This is a genomic window from Streptomyces sp. cg40 (genome assembly GCF_050320165.1).
GTDB classification, from domain to species: domain Bacteria; phylum Actinomycetota; class Actinomycetes; order Streptomycetales; family Streptomycetaceae; genus Streptomyces; species Streptomyces hokutonensis.
Genome location: NZ_CP190128.1, coordinates 1,216,546 through 1,230,923, shown reverse-complemented (window position 1 = coordinate 1,230,923; position 14,378 = coordinate 1,216,546). Strand labels below are relative to the sequence as shown.

17 protein-coding genes are annotated in these 14,378 nt (G+C 71.4%); 15 read left to right on the top strand and 2 right to left on the bottom strand.

The genetic code is table 11. The features are described 5' to 3' along the window. The first annotated feature begins 35 nt into the window (after positions 1-35). The 15 genes from ACQHII_RS05465 to ACQHII_RS05395 all read left to right on the top strand — a co-directional run bounded on the left by ACQHII_RS05465 (position 36) and on the right by ACQHII_RS05395 (position 12,713). Positions 36-824 (top strand): enoyl-CoA hydratase/isomerase family protein, encoded by a 789-nt coding sequence (locus tag ACQHII_RS05465; protein ID WP_019069529.1) that lies wholly within the window; start codon positions 36-38, stop codon positions 822-824. Then, a complete protein-coding gene (locus ACQHII_RS05460; protein ID WP_427918142.1) occupies positions 809-1,183 on the top strand; it encodes a Zn-ribbon domain-containing OB-fold protein in 375 nt (124 codons plus the stop codon). The genes ACQHII_RS05465 and ACQHII_RS05460 overlap by 16 nt, the downstream gene beginning before the upstream one ends. Continuing rightward, positions 1,180-2,328, top strand: coding sequence for a thiolase family protein (locus ACQHII_RS05455; protein WP_427918141.1), 1,149 nt, complete (start codon positions 1,180-1,182; stop codon positions 2,326-2,328). Before ACQHII_RS05460 ends, ACQHII_RS05455 begins: the two co-directional genes overlap by 4 nt. A 35-nt stretch (positions 2,329-2,363) precedes the next feature. Continuing rightward, on the top strand, positions 2,364-3,575 hold the full coding sequence (locus tag ACQHII_RS05450) for an acyl-CoA dehydrogenase family protein (protein WP_427918140.1): 1,212 nt from the start codon (positions 2,364-2,366) through the stop codon (positions 3,573-3,575). 77 nt (positions 3,576-3,652) lie between these two features. Beyond that, entirely contained in the window at positions 3,653-4,543 is an 891-nt protein-coding gene (locus ACQHII_RS05445) for a phosphotransferase family protein (RefSeq protein WP_427918139.1), read from the top strand. A gap of 12 nt (positions 4,544-4,555) precedes the next feature. Continuing rightward, entirely contained in the window at positions 4,556-5,770 is a 1,215-nt protein-coding gene (locus tag ACQHII_RS05440) for an acyl-CoA dehydrogenase family protein (RefSeq protein ID WP_427918138.1), read from the top strand. Next, on the top strand, positions 5,767-6,543 hold the full coding sequence (locus ACQHII_RS05435) for an SDR family oxidoreductase (protein WP_427918137.1): 777 nt from the start codon (positions 5,767-5,769) through the stop codon (positions 6,541-6,543). The genes ACQHII_RS05440 and ACQHII_RS05435 overlap by 4 nt, the downstream gene beginning before the upstream one ends. Then, on the top strand, positions 6,540-7,316 hold the full coding sequence (locus ACQHII_RS05430) for an SDR family NAD(P)-dependent oxidoreductase (protein WP_427918136.1): 777 nt from the start codon (positions 6,540-6,542) through the stop codon (positions 7,314-7,316). The genes ACQHII_RS05435 and ACQHII_RS05430 overlap by 4 nt, the downstream gene beginning before the upstream one ends. After that, positions 7,313-8,128 (top strand): enoyl-CoA hydratase/isomerase family protein, encoded by an 816-nt coding sequence (locus ACQHII_RS05425; RefSeq protein ID WP_427918135.1) that lies wholly within the window; start codon positions 7,313-7,315, stop codon positions 8,126-8,128. The genes ACQHII_RS05430 and ACQHII_RS05425 overlap by 4 nt, the downstream gene beginning before the upstream one ends. A 123-nt stretch (positions 8,129-8,251) precedes the next feature. Then, complete coding sequence (locus ACQHII_RS05420) at positions 8,252-8,878, top strand: TetR/AcrR family transcriptional regulator (protein ID WP_427918134.1); 627 nt, start codon at positions 8,252-8,254, stop codon at positions 8,876-8,878. Between the two features lie 86 nt (positions 8,879-8,964). Further along, positions 8,965-9,315 carry a nuclear transport factor 2 family protein gene (locus ACQHII_RS05415; protein ID WP_427918133.1) on the top strand — a complete coding sequence of 117 codons (351 nt, stop codon included), beginning with the start codon at positions 8,965-8,967 and terminating at the stop codon, positions 9,313-9,315. Further along, the gene (locus tag ACQHII_RS05410) at positions 9,312-9,692 is read left to right on the top strand and encodes a nuclear transport factor 2 family protein (protein ID WP_427918132.1); all 381 of its coding nucleotides are present in this window, start codon (positions 9,312-9,314) and stop codon (positions 9,690-9,692) included. The genes ACQHII_RS05415 and ACQHII_RS05410 overlap by 4 nt, the downstream gene beginning before the upstream one ends. 40 nt (positions 9,693-9,732) lie before the next feature. After that, on the top strand, positions 9,733-10,083 hold the full coding sequence (locus ACQHII_RS05405; protein ID WP_427918131.1) for an EthD family reductase: 351 nt from the start codon (positions 9,733-9,735) through the stop codon (positions 10,081-10,083). A 48-nt stretch (positions 10,084-10,131) separates the two neighbouring features. Beyond that, positions 10,132-11,664, top strand: a complete 1,533-nt coding sequence (locus tag ACQHII_RS05400; RefSeq protein ID WP_427918130.1) for a class I adenylate-forming enzyme family protein — start codon at positions 10,132-10,134, stop codon at positions 11,662-11,664. Continuing rightward, positions 11,661-12,713 carry an MBL fold metallo-hydrolase gene (locus ACQHII_RS05395; protein ID WP_427918129.1) on the top strand — a complete coding sequence of 351 codons (1,053 nt, stop codon included), beginning with the start codon at positions 11,661-11,663 and terminating at the stop codon, positions 12,711-12,713. The genes ACQHII_RS05400 and ACQHII_RS05395 overlap by 4 nt, the downstream gene beginning before the upstream one ends. A gap of 6 nt (positions 12,714-12,719) precedes the next feature. On the opposite strand, the gene ACQHII_RS05390 is transcribed toward ACQHII_RS05395, so the two are convergent. Beyond that, positions 12,720-13,469, bottom strand: coding sequence for an SDR family NAD(P)-dependent oxidoreductase (locus ACQHII_RS05390; protein WP_427918128.1), 750 nt, complete (start codon positions 13,467-13,469; stop codon positions 12,720-12,722). 50 nt (positions 13,470-13,519) lie between these two features. Beyond that, the gene (locus ACQHII_RS05385) at positions 13,520-14,323 is read right to left on the bottom strand and encodes an SDR family NAD(P)-dependent oxidoreductase (protein ID WP_427918127.1); all 804 of its coding nucleotides are present in this window, start codon (positions 14,321-14,323) and stop codon (positions 13,520-13,522) included. Positions 14,324-14,378: the final 55 nt, after the last annotated feature.

Below are 14,378 nucleotides of genomic sequence, written 5' to 3'. Positions count from 1 at the left end.
AATCGAACTCAATTCAGTTCAGTTTGGAGGAGCTCATGGCAGTCGAAGACGAGATCCAGTTCGAGCGCGACGGACAGGTCGCGCGGGTCTGGCTGAACCGCCCGCACAAGAAGAACTGCGTGACCGTGCCGATCCTCGACCGGCTGGACGAGATCATCACCGAGGTCGACGCCGACCCCGAACTGCGTGTGCTGGTGCTGCGCGGGCGCGGGAACACCTTCTGCTCCGGGTTCGACCTGGACAGCCTCAAGGCCGACTTCGTGGGCCGGTCCAACGCGATCGACGTCGCCGTACTGTCGGCGAAGGTCTGCGACCGGCTCTACTCGATGAAGACCCCGTCCATCGCCGTCCTCGAAGGTCATGTCACCGCGGGCGGCTTCGAGTTGATGATCTCCTGCGACTTCGCGATCGCCGCGGACGACGCCCTGATCGGCGACTTCCACATCCGCCGCGCCCTGTTCGGCGGTGCCGGCCCCATCTACCGCGTGCCGCGCATGATCGGTGTCCGCAAGACCAAGGAGCTGATGCTCACCGGCAAGCTGCTCACCGGGGTCGAGGCCGCCGAGTTCGGTCTCATCAACTCCTCCGCGCCCGCCGACAAGTTGGACGCCACGGTCGAGGAGTTCGCCGACCAGCTCGTCGACAAGAGCCCGTTCACCATGTGGATCACCAAGATGACCATCGACCGCAGCCTCGACGCCGACATCCAGTCGCTGATGGTCATGGAGCACCTCGCGGTCGGCGTGATGCTCAACTCCGAGGACGCGGCGGAGGGCGTGGCCGCCTTCCTGGAGAAGCGGGAGCCGCAGTGGAAGGGCCGCTGACCGCCGTGTCGTCGGATGCCGGGAGCCGGTTGCGCGGCTCCCGGTGCGCCGACTGCGCGGTGGCCACCTATCCGGCCGACCCGGCGTGCCCGCGCTGCGGGGGACCGGCCGAGCCGGTCGTGCTCTCCGGCACGGGCACGCTGTGGACCTGGACCGTGCAGCGGTACGCGCCCAAGTCACCGCCGTACGTTCCGCCCGGCGCCGGATTCGCGCCGTTCACCGTCGGCTACGTCGAACTGGCGCAAGGCGTAAGGGTGTTGGCGGTCCTCGACATCCGGCCCGAGGACGCGGAGATCGGCATGCCGATGACGATCGCGACGGGGGACGGGGTGCCGAGGGCCACGGGGGCCGCCGTATGACCGCCGAGGACGTCCTCGTCTGCGGGGCCGGGATCACCTCCTTCGCCCGTACGGAGGAGAGCGGCCGGCAGCTCGCCGTGCGGGCCGTGCGGGACGCCCTGGCCGATGCCGGACTGCCGTGGGCCCGGGTGCGCGCGGCCTACGGCGGCAGCGACGCGGCCGGGAACGCCGACACCCTTGTGGCCGAACTCGGCCTGACCGGCGTCCCGTTCACCAATGTGCGCAACGGCTGCGCCACCGGCGGCAGCGCGCTCGTCTCGGCCGTCAACGCGATCCGGTCCGGGGCGGCGGACGTGGCCCTCGCCGTCGGTTTCGACAAGCATCCGCGCGGGGCCTTCGACCCGCGGCCCGCCGACTGGGGGCTCGACGAGGCCTACGGCCACGACGGGCTGATGGTCACCACGCAGTTCTTCGCCATGAAGATCCAGCGGTACATGCACGACTACGGCATCAGCTCGCGCACCCTCGCCCTCGTCGCCGAGAAGGCGTACGCGAACGGGGTGCTCAACCCCCACGCCTGGCGCCGCAAGCCGCTCGACGCGGCCGAGATCCTCGCGTCGGGCATGGTCAACGACCCTCTGACCCGGTACATGTTCTGCTCGCCGGGGCAGGGTGCGGTCGCCCTGGTGCTGTGCAGCCGGGCGGTGGCCCGCCAACTCGGCGGTACGCCGGTGGCGTTGCGTGCGGCCGTCGTACGGACCCGGCGGTTCGGCTCCTTCGAGGTGTTCAGCCCCTGGGCACCGGCCGGGACGCCGACGAGCGTGACCGCCGATGCGGCGCGACTCGCCTTCGAGGAGGCCGGGTTGGGGCCCGGTGACATCGACGTGTGTCAGTTGCAGGACACCGAGAGCGGTGCCGAGGTGATGCACATGGCCGAGTGCGGGTTCTGCGCGCACGGCGACCAGGAGTCGCTCATCCCGTTCGGGGCGACCGGCATCGGCGGTTCGTTGCCCGTCAACACCGACGGCGGCTGCATCGCCAACGGCGAGCCCATCGGCGCCTCCGGACTCCGCCAAGTCCACGAGATCGTCCAGCAGTTGCGCGGCCGGGCGGGTGAACGGCAGGTACCGGGAGATCCGGCGACCGGCTTCACCCACGTCTACGGTGCGCCCGGCGTCAGCGCCTGCACCGTGCTGACCCGCTGAACCACACTGCCCCGCTGAAAGGAGGAAGGAGCGCCATGGACGGCACACCCGACCCCGACGAGTTCCGTGCCGACGCCCGGAGTTGGCTGAAGGGTGCGGCGACAGCGCGCGCCGCACACCGGGAATGGGGCCACGGCGACGACTCGGTGGCCGTCTTCGAGAACTGGACCGAGGCCGAGGAACGCGCCCACACCGACCGGATACGCGACTGGGAACGCACCCGGTACGACCAGGGCTGGGGCGCGATCGGCTGGCCCCCGGAGTACGGCGGGCGCGAACTGCCGCCGTACTACGAGCAGTTGTACCGAGCGGAGGAGGCCGACTTCGACGTACCGCGGCGCACCGAGGTCTTCCCGGTCACCCAGCAACTCGTGGCACCCGCGATCCGGATCTGGGGCACCGAGGAACAGAAGCGGCGCTGGCTGCGCCCCATGCTGCGTACCGACGAACTCGCCTGCCAGCTGTTCTCCGAGACGGAGGCGGGCTCCGACCTCGCCGCCGTCCGCACCCGGGCCGTGCGGGACGGCGACGGCTGGATTCTCGACGGTCACAAGATCTGGACCTCCGGTGCCAGGGTCGCCACTTGGGGCGTGGCCGTCTGCCGCACCGACCCCGACGCGCCCAAGCACGCGGGCATCACGGTCTTCCTCGTCCGCATGGACGCACCGGGCGTGACGGTACGGCCCATCCGGCAGATGACCGGCGGCTCCAGCTTCAACGAGGTCTATCTGGACGGCGTGTTCGTGCCCGACACCGACAGGCTCGGTCCCGTCGGAGAGGGCTGGCGGGTGACCCTCACCGTGCTTGCCGCCGAGCGCCTCGACTCCGGCGGTCTCGGCCTGGACAACGCCGACCGGGCCCTCGACCTCGCCCGGCAGCTGCCCCGCCCGCTCACCGGCGGCGAACAGCAGCAGGCGGCCGACCTGTTCGTCCGCGCCCTGGTCCAGCGGCTCATCGCACTCCGCGTCACGGCCGCCCTGGCCGCCGGCCGCGAACCCGGCGCCGAGGCCTCGGTCGGCAAGCTCCACGCCACCGCGACCATGCGCGCCACCACCGACCTGGTCCAGCAACTCCTCGGCCCGAGCCTGGCCGCGGACACCGGGGAGTGGGGCACCTTCGCCTGGACCGAGCACCTGCTCGGCGCACCCGGCTACCGCATCGCCGGCGGCAGCGACGAGATCCAGCGCAACATCCTGGCGGAGCGCGTGCTGGGACTGCCCAAGGAACCGAAGGGGGCAGGGCGTTGACCACCACGGCCGAAACGACCGCCGCACTCGCGGCGAGGGTGCGCGAGCGACTGATTGAGCGTCATCCAGGTGTGCCCGTGGGGGAGTTGCGCACACTGCCCGGCGGCCACTCGGGCCTCACCTACCGCATCGCGGCGGGACCGGTCTCGTACGTCGTGAAGGCGGTACCGCCGGGGCAGCGGCCCGTCGGCCGCAATGACGTGCTGCGTCAAGCCCGGGTACTGCGTGCCCTGGCAGGATCACCGGTGCCCGTCCCGGGCGTGGTCGCCGTCGACGAGACCGAACCGGCCTGGTTCGCCATGGAGTTCATCGACGGTGAGGCCATCGAGCCCGTTCTCGACGACCACCGACTCGACCCGGGACTGTGCCGCGAACGGATGCTGGCCCTGGCACCCGTGCTGAGCGAGCTGCATCGGACCGCGGCGGAAGGCGCCGAACCTCTCGACCCCACAGGCGAGTTGGAGCGCTGGAGCCGTACCATGCGCGCCGTACCGGCGGAACTCCGCCCAGGCGCCGAGGACGTGCTCGCCGCCCTCGCCACCGCGATCCCCGCCGGCATCGAACCCACCCTCACCCACGGCGACTTCCGCCTCGGCAACGTCCTGTGCCGGGGCTCACGACCCGTCGCGGTCGTCGACTGGGAGATCTGGGGATACGGCGATCCGCGCATCGACCTCGGCTGGTTCCTCCTCTTCGCCGACCACCGGAACTTCCCGCTGCTCGGCCGGGCCGTTCCCGGTCTGCCCGGCGAGAACGAACTGCTCGCCGCCTACCTAGACGGCCGGCCCGAACTCCCCGACCTGGATTGGTTCCGCGCTCTGGCCCGCACCAAGATGGCCGCGATCATGGGCCACAACCTGCGCCGACACCGCGAGGGCAAGCACCACGACCCCGACCAGGAACGGCTGCCGCCGACGATCGCGGCGATGATCCGCACCGCGCGCGACCTCCTCGCCCGACGGTCCTGAAGGAGCGAAACCATGGATTTCGGACTCTCGCCGAAGGCCGACGAACTCCGCTCGCGCATGGCCGCGTTCATGGCGGAGTACGTACTGCCCGCCGAGGACGTCTACGACCGGCAGCTCGCCGAGGCGGACGACCCGCACGAACTGCCGCCCGTCATGCGCGAGTTGAAGGAGAAGGCGCGCGCGGAGGGCCTGTGGAACCTGTTCCTCGCGCACGGGGAAACGGGCGCCGGTCTCACCAACCTCGAATACGCACCGCTGGCCGAACTCGCCGGACGCTCGATCATCGGCCCCGAGGTGTTCAACTGCTCCGCCCCCGACACGGGCAACATGGAACTCCTCGCCCTGTTCGGCACACCCGAGCAACAGGACCGCTGGCTGCGCCCGTTGCTGGCCGCCGAGATCCGGTCCTGCTTCGCCATGACCGAGCCCGAGGTCGCCAGTTCCGACGCCCGCAACATCCGTACACGCATCACCCGCGACGGCGACGAGTACGTGGTCGACGGCCACAAGTGGTACACGTCCGGCATCCTCGACCCGGACTGCCGGCTGATCATCCTGATGGGCGTCACCGACCCCGACGCACCTTCGTACCGGCGGCAGAGCATGCTGCTGATTCCACGCGACACACCCGGGATCACCGTCCTGCGTGATCTGCCGATGTTCGGCTACACCGACCGCTGCGGCCACGGGGACGTGCTCTTCGAGAACGTACGGGTCCCGGTGTCGTCGATGCTCGGCGGCGAGGGCGACGGATTCGCCCTGGCGCAGGGGAGGTTGGGCCCGGGCCGGATGCACTACGCCATGCGGGCCGTCGGATTCGCCGAACGCGCACTGGAGTTGATGTGCCGCCGGACGCTGACCCGCACCGCCTTCGGAGGACCGCTCGCCGAACGGGGCGTCGTCCGCGAGTGGATCGCCCGCAGCCGGATCGAGATCGAGCAGCTGCGGCTGCTGGTCCTCAAGTCCGCCTGGCTGATGGACACCCAGGGCAACGCGGCGGCCCGTACCGAAGTCGCCGCGATCAAGGTCGCCGCGCTGGAGGTGGCACACCGGGTGGTCGACCGGGCCGTCCAGGCGCACGGAGCCGCAGGGGTCAGCGACGACACCGTACTGGCACGGCTGTACGCCATCACCCGGGCGCTGCGGATCGCGGACGGTCCGGACGAGGTGCATCTGCGGACGGTCGCCCGGCGTGAACTGGCCAGGTATCAGGAGGAGTCGGCGTGAACGGACAGGTTCTGGACGGCCGGGTCGCCGTCATCACGGGCGGCTCCCGGGGCATCGGCCTCGGTATCGCCAAGGCGTACCGGGAGGCGGGCGCCCATGTGGTCATCGCCGCCCGGAAGGCGGACGGACTGGCCGTGGCGCGCGAGGAGTTGCTGCAGGTCAAGGGGGACGGCGAGGTCCACGAAGTCGTCGCCAACGCGGGGGAGCCCGAGGACGCCGAACGCTGCGTCGCGGAGACCATGTCCCGCTTCGGCCGCCTAGACGTCCTGGTCAACAACGCGGCCACCAACCCCTACATGGGCGATCTCCTCGACCTCGATCTGCCGCGCGCGGAGAAGACCGTGCGCGTCAACCAGTACGGCATGGTCGCCTGGACCCGATGCGCCTGGCGGGCGTGGATGCGGGAGCACGGGGGAGCGGTGGTCAACATCGCCTCCGTCGGCGGACTCGTCGTCGACCCACACATCGGCTGGTACAACGCCACCAAGGCGGCGATGCTGCACCTGACCCGCCAACTCGCCTACGAACTCGGCCCGATGGCCCGCGTGAACGCCATCGCACCGGGACTGATCAAGACCGAGCTGGCACGGGCCGTATGGGAGCCGCGGGAGCCGATCCTGACCGCGAAGCTGCCGCTGCGCAGACTCGGGACGGTGGAGGACGTGGCGCACGCGGCCGTCTTCCTGGCGTCCGGGGCCTCGTCGTGGATGACGGGCCAGACGCTGGTGCTGGACGGCGGGGCGACCGTGCTGCCGATCGGGGTGGAGGGGTGAGCCACGCGACCGCGGACCTGTTCTCGCTGCACGGCCGGACCGCCGTGGTCACCGGGGCCTCGTCCGGACTCGGGGCCCGGTTCGCCCTGGTGCTCGCGGCGGCGGGCGCCACCGTCTTCGCGGCCGCCCGCCGCCTGGAGAAGCTCAAGGACCTCGCCGACGAGGATCCGCGCATTCATCCCGCCGTCTGCGACGTCTCGCGGGAGGCGGACCGCGTACGGCTGATGGAGTCGGCGCTCGACGAGACCGGACGGGTCGACGTGCTGGTGAACAACGCCGGCGTCTCCGGCGCTGTGCGCGCCGAGGACGAGAGCGCCGACGGCTTCACGGACGTACTGGCCGTGAACCTGGTGGCGCCCTTTCACCTCGCGCGGCTGCTGGCGGAGGCTCCGGCCCGCGACCGCGGTCGTAGGACCCGCTCGATCGTGAACGTCTCGTCCGTCCTCGGGCTGGTCTCGGGTGCGCCGCTCGGCGGCGCGGCCTACGCCGCCTCCAAGGCGGGACTTGTCGGACTCACCCGTGAACTGGCCGGACAGTGGGGGCCGTTGGGAGTACGGGTCAACTCCCTTGCACCCGGCTGGTTCCGCTCCGAGATGACCGACGAACTCTTCTCCGACGAGCGCGCCCGGCGCTGGGTCGAGCGCGGCACGATGCTCGGGCGGGGCGGTGAACAGGGCGAACTGGACGGGGCGTTGCTCTATCTGGCGTCCGACGCATCCTCGTACTGCACCGGGCACGTGCTCACCGTGGACGGCGGGTGGACGGCGCGATGAGGGTCACGATGGAGGTCGACGGCGACGGTCTGGCCCGGGTCGAGCTCTGCCGCGGGTCGGGCAACGCGATCGACCTGGCGACGGCCAGGGAGTTGCGGGACGCCGCCCTGGAGTGCGAGCGGGCGCGGGTCCGGGCGGTGCTGCTCACCGGGCGCGGGCGGTCGTTCTGCGTCGGTGGTGATCTGAAGGAGTTCGCCGCGCTGCCCGAGGAGCATCTCGCCGCGCACCTCACCGACGTCACCGACGCGCTCCACGCGGCGCTGCGGATCCTCTCCGGGCTGGACGCCCCGCTGGTGGTCGCCGTGCAGGGGGCGGTCGCGGGCGCCGGGCTCGGGCTGGTGGGGGCGGCCGACATCGGCCTCGCGGCGACCGACGCCGTCTTCACCGCCGCGTACACCGCGATCGGGTACACGCCGGACGCCGGTGTCAGCTGGTCGCTGCCCCGGCTCGTCGGCCCACGGCAGGCCGTGGACCTGCTCCTGACCAACCGGCGCGTACCGGCCGCCGAGGCGCTGCGGATGGGCCTGGTCGGCCGGGTCGTCGCACCGGAGCGGCTGTACGACGAAGCCGTACGGACCGCGAGCGCGCTGGCCGGCGGAGCGACGGCGGCGTACGGGGCGACACGGCGGCTGGTCGGGCGGGCCCTCTCCACCGATCTGGACGAGCACCTCGACGACGAGGCCCGCCGGCTGGCCGCCGCCGCGGTGTCCGGGGAGGGCCGCGAAGGCGTCGCGGCCTTCCTGGAGGGGCGCCCGGCCGATTTCGCGGGGTGCGAGCGTGGTCCGGGAGCTCAGGGCCGCGCAGTCCGGTGACCGACGCGAACCGAGTCCGCTGGATCCCCGGCCGATCTTCGATTCGTAGCCGACCTGAACTTGGGTCTACTCTCGGACGACCGGGCGGCGACGGGTTCCGGCCGTGGAGAAGAGGGAGAGACGATGGCGAGGGCACGGATCGTGGATCCGGAGGAGGGGCCCAGGTCGAAGCGTGGCGCGATCCTCGTGGCAGCCGTGGAGCGGTTCGGCGAGGACGGTTACGAGAACACCAAGTGGTCGGAGGTGGCCGACCGGGTCGGCATCGGGCAGACCGCGCTCTACCACTACTTCGAGTCCAAGGCCCACTGCCTGCTCACCATCATGCGCCTGGAACTCCAGCGCTCCCACGACCAGTTCGTCGAGGCCACGAGGGACGAGACGGATCCGGTGGAGGAGGTGCGCGCGGCGGTGCGGTCCGCGTTCGCCGTCACCGAGCAGGAGATCCGCCAGATGCGCATTCTCCAGGCCAACATGTCTTTGCTCGCCACCCCGCGGAAGTCCAAGCGGGAGGAGACCGAGCGCGTCGCGGCCCGCCAGCTGGTGCAGATGGTCGAGCGGGACTGGACGAGCCTGCTGATGCGCGGGATGTCGAAGGGCGCCTTCCCGCTCCGGGACGCGCACACCCTCGGCCTCGCCGTCCTCGGCATGATCGTCAGCGTCTGGCGGTGGTACCGCCCGACCGGCGCGATCCCCCTCTCGGAGATCAGCGAGATGATCGAGGGATGCGTGGTGCGGATGGTCGCCGAATAGTCTCCGCCCCGCCCCTTGTCGGCGGCGGGGCGGTCGTCCTACAGTCAAACTGAACTGAACTCAGGTTGTTTAGGGAGCGATCGGCAATGGTGCTTCGCGAATACATGGCCAGAATGGACGGCCAGGACCCGGAAAAGGCCCTCGAACTCCTGGAACCCGACTTCCGGTTTCTGATCGCGCTCCCGGGCGGCGGGCGCACCGGCACGTCCCGCGCGGACTTCGCCGACTACATCGCCGGACGGAACGCCGTGGACCGCAGGCACGAGATCGTGCGGTACTCGGTCGACGGCGACGTCGAGACGGCGTACGGCTTCGTCGTCGACGAAGGTGTGACCAGCGGGGCCTTCCTGTCCGCCGTACAGGTGTCGCCCGCCGGGCTGATGGCGCGCTACCAGTCCTTCTTCACCCCCGACTTCGACCTCGTGGACCGGCCGTGAGCGCGCCGACCGCGTCCGCCGCACCGTTCCTGACCACCTGGTTCGGGATCCTCGACAGCGACGACGCCGACCGCATCCTCGACCTGATCAGCGACGACTTCTCCTTCTCCATCCTCTTCTCCACGGGCGGCGACGCGGGCACCGACTTCCACGGCGGCCGGGCCGAGATGGAGGGCTATCTCGCCCAGCGCGAGGTGGGCACGCGCACCCACCACCTGCTCACCGGATCCGTCGTCGGCCGGGACGAGCTGTACCTCGGCGAGGTGCGCAGAGCAGGGGTACCGGAGGCGACCTTCGTCGCCTCGGCCCGGCTGGACGACGAGGGCAGGGTGCGGCGCCTGCTGATCGGGCGCTCGCCCGCGGTCCTGTTCACCTGACCCATGGTCCTGTTCACCTGAGGAGACACGGAGGGACACGATGTACAACCTCGTCCTGCTGGCCGCCCGGCCGCCCGAGTGGACCCATGAACGGTTCATCGCCTGGTGGCGCGGCGAACACGCCGAACTCACGCGGCGGTTGCCCGGACTGAGGTCCTGGCGGCACACCGACCTCGACGCGGCCCTCGAACCGCGCTCGGAGGGCTGGGACGGCCTCTCCGTCCTGGGCTTCGACACCGCCGAGGATCTGCGCAAGGCGCTGGACAGCCCGGAGTGGGCCGCGGCCGTCGCCCAGGTCGGCGACATGCGCGGACGCCGGATCGCCGTCATGGGCGGCGAGTCGGAGCTGTACGCGGACCCGGCGCGGCGGACCGGGCAGACCGGGGCATGACCCGGGGCCTACCCGGAGCGCCCCCTTCGCAACGAGGCGAGGAAGCGGATGCGACAGACAGTACGGGAGTTCCAGGACCGATCCGAACAGGCCGACTTCACAGCCGTCGTCGACGACCAGGGGCCGCACGGCGCACGTGAACTCCTGCGGTGGGCAGAGGAGTTGGCCGAGGCGATGACCCCGAACGGCACGTCCGGCGGCACTGTGCTCCTCCAGGCCGACAACTCCTGGCGCACCGTCGCGGCGACCCTCGCCGTGGGGTTGACCGGCGGTGTCCTGGCCCTCGTCAACCGCCATACGACACGCGCCGAGTTCACCGGCGCGGTGGCGGACATCCGGCCGGACGTCCTCATTGCCGAGCCGTCCGCGATCGAGGAGTGGGACGCCGTCCCCGCCCTGCCGGACGCGAGCACCGCCGAGGCGCTCGACGGCTGGACGGTCCGCGCCGGGCTCGGCCCGCGCGATGTGTCCCGCTGGTCCGGCGGCAGTGTCATCGGTCTCACCTCCGGCTCCACCGGCCGGCCCAAGGGCGTCGTCCAGTCCGAGAGCGCCCTGCGGTACGCGTGCTCGTGCACGGTCGACGTCAACGGACTGCGCGAGGGGGACGCGGTGGCCGCCGTCGTCCCGCTCTCCTCGACCGCCGCCTACTGCTTCGGGGTCTGCCTCGCGCTCATGCTGGGCGGGCCGCTCGTTCTCTCGGGCCGCTGGGACCGCGAGGAGGCACTCGCGCGGATGGCCGCCCACGACGTCCGGTGGACCATGTGCGTGCCCACCATGGCACTCCAGATGGGCTCCGCCGCGGCCGGTTCGAAGGTCCTGGACGGGGTCCGCGCGATCACCGTCGGCGGCGGCCCCATGGACCGCGGGGCCCTCGCCCGTGCCGAACGCTCCCTGGGCACACGGATCCTGCGCGTCTTCGGCATGTCGGAGTGTCTCGGGCACACCTCGCCCCGGCCCGACGACCCCGAGGAGATCCGCCTCGGCCGCGACGGACGCCCCTTCCCCGGCACCGACCTCAGGGCCGTCGCCCCGGACGGCACCCCGCTCGCCCCCGGGACGACCGGCCGCGCGCAGGTCCGCGGCCCCTCCCTCTTCCTCGGCTACGCCCGCGACGGCAAGGTCGAACCGCCCGCTCTCACCCCGGACGGCTACTTCCCCACCGGAGACCTGCTGGTGACCGGCGAGGACGGCACCGTCACCGTCATGGGGAGGGAGAAGGACGTCATCATCCGGGGCGGGCGCAACCTCGACATCACCGAGATCGAGCGCGCCGTCGCCACCCATCCGGCGGTGGCCCGCGCCTGTGTGGCCCCCGTACCGGACCCGCTCCTCGGCGAACGGGCCGCCGTGCTCGTCGTGGTCGAGGACGGCGCCGGCGAACTCGGCCTCGACGAGATCAGGGCACACCTCGCCCGTACCGGCCTGTCCAAGGCAAAGTGGCCCGAATTCGCCTTCACCGTCGGCGAGTTGCCGCAGACCACCGTGGGCAAGCTCGACCGCTCGGGAGCTCGGCGACTCGCCCACGACCTGCACGCGGGAATCGCCGCGCACCCCAAGCAGCACCGGCAAGGAGACGCATGACCGTCCCCACGACCCCCACTCCCCGCTTCGACCGCGGCAGTTGGGCACAGCCGGGACCCGAGACCGTACGGCCCGGGGTCCACCGCATCCCGCTCCCGCTCCCGGAGGACGGACTACGGGCCGTCAACGTCTACGCGTTGGAAGGGCTGACGGAGGGGCTGGTCCTCATCGACGGGGGCTGGTCGATTCCCGAGTCCCGCAAGGCACTTGAGGACGCCCTGGCCCGACTCGGCCACGACCTCGGCGAGATCGACCACATCCTGGTCACCCACATCCACCGCGACCACTACACGCAGGCCGTCGAACTGCGCAGGCTGCTCGGCTCCCGCGTCCACCTCGGCGCGGGGGAGCGGCGCGGACTTGAGTTGCTGGGGGAGCTGCGCACGGACGCGCCGGTCGGCTCGCTGGAGACGCTGCGCCGGGCCGGGGCCCGCGAACTCGCCGAGCGCGTCCTCGGCACGTACCACGGCGAGTTCGACGCCACCGTCTGGGAAGCCCCCGACCGCTGGCTGACCGCGGAGGAACTCCGCTTCGGGGACGCCCGGTTGACGGTCGTTCCGACGCCCGGCCACACCCAGGGCCATGTCGTCTACCTCGACCGGGCACGGGGACTGATGTTCTCCGGGGACCACGTCCTGCCGCACATCACCCCGTCCATAGGCTTCGAACTCGGCGGTCCCGCACTGCCGTTGGGCGACTACCTCGACTCGCTCCGCCTGATGACCACCCTGGCGGACGCCCAACTCCTGCCCGCGCACGGCCCGGTCGGCGACAGCGTGCACGCCCGGGTCGGAGAGCTGCTGGCCCACCACGACGACCGGCTCGCCGAGACGCGGGCCGCCCTCGGCGACCGCGCGCGCACCGCCTACGAGGTGGCGCAGGAACTGGGCTGGACCCGGCGCAGGGTGCCGTTCACGGATCTCGGCCTCTTCGACCGGATGCTCGCCGTCAACGAGACCGCGGCCCACCTGGATGTGCTGGTGGCCCGCGGCCGGGCCCGGAGCACGGAGTCCGACGGGGTCAACCGGTATACGGCGACCGCGGGTTAGCGCGGCTCACCGCGCGGTCCAGCCCCCGTCGACGTACAGCTCGGACCCGGTCATGAAGCCGGCGTCGTCGGAGGCGAGGAAGGCCACGGCGGCCGCCACCTCCTCGGGCCTGCCCAGCCGGCCGAGCGGCGTCCCCTCCAGCATCGCGGTCAACCGGGGCGTGTCGCGCCACAGTTCGCGCGAACGGGGCGTCTCGATGAAGCCGGGGTGAAGCGAGTTCACCCTGACACCGCGCTGTGCCCAGTGCAGCGCGGCGTTCTTCGTCATCAGCCGCACGGCACCCTTGGCCGCGTGGTAGGAGAACTGGGCGCCGAAGCCGCCGACCGTGCCGAAGATCGACGCCACGTTGACGATCGAACCGCCGCCGGAGCGCTCGATGGACGGGCCGCCGTACTTCATACCGAGCCACACCCCGGTCTGGGTCACGCCCAGAACCCGCTCCCAGGACTCCATCGTCTCGGTCTCGACCGTGTTCATCGAGGCGATCCCGGCGTTGTTGACCAGCACGGACAGCTCACCCCGGGCGGCGGTCGCCGCGGTGACCACATCACGCCACGCCGACTCGTCCGAGACGTCCAGGGCCATGCCGAGGGCGCCGCCCCCGACCTCCGCGGCGAGCTTCTCGCAGCGCTCGGCATCGAGATCGGTCACCACGACCGCCGCGCCCTCGGCCGCGAGCCGCCGTACTACGGCGTCACCGATCCCTCCCGTGGCACCGGTCACCAGCGCCGTCTTCCCGGCCAGCCTCGACTGCATCGGAACCCCTCTCACTTGCTGATGGTGTGTCAAATACCGTGCGCGGAGGCTCAGTCCCGTACACCGAGCCAGGCGAGCGCGCCGCCGTCGATCACGTACGACGATCCCGTGATGAACGCGGCGTCGTCGGAGGCCAGGAAGCACGCCAGTCTCGCGACCTCCTCCGGGCCGCCGAGCCGCTGCACCAACTGCGGTGCGGTCAGCTCGCGTTCCATGGCGTCACGGTCCTCCGCGGCGGCGAAGTAGTCCTGGGCGAGCGGAGTGTCGATGACGCCGGGGCAGAAGCAGTTGCAGCGCACGGGTGCGAGGTCGACCGCGGTGACCTTGGTCAGATGGATGACACCGGCCTTGGTGACGCCGTAGGCCGGCGCGTTCGGGAAGCCGGTGAGGCCGGACACGGACGCCGTGTTGACGATGGCGGGCCCGTGCCGCGAGCGGCGCAGATACGGCGCGGCGAACTTGGTCGTCAGCCACACCGCCTTGAGGTTGACCTCGTAGACCGCGTCCCAGACCGCCTCGGACAGCGTGTCGACGCCACGGTCCGGGGCGTCGGTGAACGCGGTCTCGATGACCCCGGCGTTGTTGACGAGGACGTCGAGCCCGTCGAAGCGCTCCGCCGTGCGCGTCACCATGTCGGCGATGCTGTCGCGGACCCGCAGATCACAGACGATCACCTCGGCCCGCGCCCCGGCGGCGCGCACCAGTTCCGCGGTCTCGGCGGCGGTCTCCCCGGTCCGGTCGGCGACCGCCACGGCGGAGGCGCCCTGCCGGGCCAGCTGGACCGCGATCGCCCGCCCGATGCCCTGCCCCGCCCCGGTGACGAGGCAGGTCCTGCCGTCCAAGGAACCCATCATGAATCCGCTCCCAGCGCACATCACAGAACCTGAACTGAACTAGCTTCATTTTCTG

Excerpts from the sequence above, each read along its gene's own strand:
- ACQHII_RS05465 (WP_019069529.1), top strand. The coding sequence starts at position 36 with ATGGCAGTCGAAGACGAGATCCAGTTCGAGCGCGACGGACAGGTCGCG.
- ACQHII_RS05440 (WP_427918138.1), top strand. The coding sequence starts at position 4,556 with ATGGATTTCGGACTCTCGCCGAAGGCCGACGAACTCCGCTCGCGCATG.
- ACQHII_RS05405 (WP_427918131.1), top strand. The coding sequence starts at position 9,733 with ATGTACAACCTCGTCCTGCTGGCCGCCCGGCCGCCCGAGTGGACCCAT.
- ACQHII_RS05385 (WP_427918127.1), bottom strand. The coding sequence starts at position 14,323 with ATGATGGGTTCCTTGGACGGCAGGACCTGCCTCGTCACCGGGGCGGGG.
- ACQHII_RS05450 (WP_427918140.1), top strand. The coding sequence starts at position 2,364 with ATGGACGGCACACCCGACCCCGACGAGTTCCGTGCCGACGCCCGGAGT.
- ACQHII_RS05425 (WP_427918135.1), top strand. The coding sequence starts at position 7,313 with ATGAGGGTCACGATGGAGGTCGACGGCGACGGTCTGGCCCGGGTCGAG.
- ACQHII_RS05415 (WP_427918133.1), top strand. The coding sequence starts at position 8,965 with ATGGTGCTTCGCGAATACATGGCCAGAATGGACGGCCAGGACCCGGAA.
- ACQHII_RS05420 (WP_427918134.1), top strand. The coding sequence starts at position 8,252 with ATGGCGAGGGCACGGATCGTGGATCCGGAGGAGGGGCCCAGGTCGAAG.
- ACQHII_RS05395 (WP_427918129.1), top strand. The coding sequence starts at position 11,661 with ATGACCGTCCCCACGACCCCCACTCCCCGCTTCGACCGCGGCAGTTGG.
- ACQHII_RS05400 (WP_427918130.1), top strand. The coding sequence starts at position 10,132 with ATGCGACAGACAGTACGGGAGTTCCAGGACCGATCCGAACAGGCCGAC.
- ACQHII_RS05455 (WP_427918141.1), top strand. The coding sequence starts at position 1,180 with ATGACCGCCGAGGACGTCCTCGTCTGCGGGGCCGGGATCACCTCCTTC.
- ACQHII_RS05390 (WP_427918128.1), bottom strand. The coding sequence starts at position 13,469 with ATGCAGTCGAGGCTGGCCGGGAAGACGGCGCTGGTGACCGGTGCCACG.